This is a genomic window from Chryseobacterium endophyticum (genome assembly GCF_056333165.1).
Genome location: NZ_JBWGXE010000028.1, coordinates 1 through 1343 on the forward strand (window position 1 = coordinate 1; position 1343 = coordinate 1343).

Here is a 1343-nt window from a genome sequence, read left to right on the forward strand (position 1 = left end):
CCAATATCCGGCATATACATCCTCGCTCCGTAGTCATACATTCCCGTCTCTTGGAGTTCTTTCCCATTGTACTTGTACTGATAAGCATTTCCACTTATAGCCGTATAATTATGCAATAATCCAAACGGATAATAATTATTTACTTCTACAATCTCCCCAGGTTTCCAATAGTCAATACAATTTGGTGGATTAAAAGGATCCCAAGGGCCGTCACATTGACTAAAATGATATTGTCTAGGTTGAATAATTCCATCTTTATTGGTATCACTATAGCTTAACCTTACATTTCCTAAGTGATCTGTATAATTATAAATATACTGATTGTTCAAGGCATCAAAATATCCTTCAGAAGTAGGAATAATTCTAAGCTTCATTACTGCCACCTCGTTTGGGTCACTAAATATCGGACCACCTCCAGAGCCCGCTTCCGATGGCTTTGTACTTTTATACTGAAATCCATCCAGATAATTTGTTTCTACATCTCCAAAAAGCTTTTTCACCTTCGTTCCGTCTGCTCTGTATATATAATCCGTTACTTTGGTATTCTGGGTAATCTTTTTAGGTAAATTTAAATAATTATATTGAATAGAAGAAATGCCTTTGTCCACAAATGCAGTTATATTGCCATTACCTGTAGCCAGACCATTATCATATTGTATTTCATTGGGCACAGCAATATAAGGATAGCCTTTACTGTTTCCGATCTGCTCTTCGGTTACTTTAGTCAGCCTGTTTCCGGTATAATCATATTTAAGGTTGTCGATCATCATGGCTGTGGTACTTCCGGCTACAAGGCCTTCCGATCTTTTCAGCCTGGTAATGTTTCCATTGAGATCATATTCTGCTTTTTCAAAATATTCCAGGGAATTCTCCTGTCCGCTTCTTTGGTAAAAGCCTGCTGAAAGCCTGTTCAAACGATCGTAAACATATCCATACCTTTTCAAAGGCTCATTTTCTTCTGTGAGAGTCTTCCAGGAAACTTCGGCGATATTACCATTATATTTAGGCTTTACCTGGAGAGATGCCGTTAAGGCATCGGGGGTTTCCAGACCTTCTACCTGATTGTAATTGATCTTATAGCCAAACAGTTTACCATTAAGATTTGCAGGATCATTAATCTTGGTCATCCATCCCCGGATATTATAACTGTAGCTAATATCCTGTAGCGGAGCCGAAGGTGATATTCCCCCGACTTTCTTCCCCGAAAGCTGCGAAAGCTCATTATAGCTGTTTTGGGCTAAATATTCCACGGGATTGTTGTCCACCTGATGAGTATGGCTCAAAAGCCTGTTCTGGGGATCATAGGTAAAGTTCTCAGTAATCACCTTGTCGGTATCGGTATC

At 39.2% G+C, this 1343-nt stretch carries 1 pseudogene; it reads right to left on the bottom strand.

The features are described from left to right. Nucleotides 1-1343, bottom strand: a pseudogene (locus tag AC0N32_RS19765) (RHS repeat-associated core domain-containing protein); the annotation flags it as partial.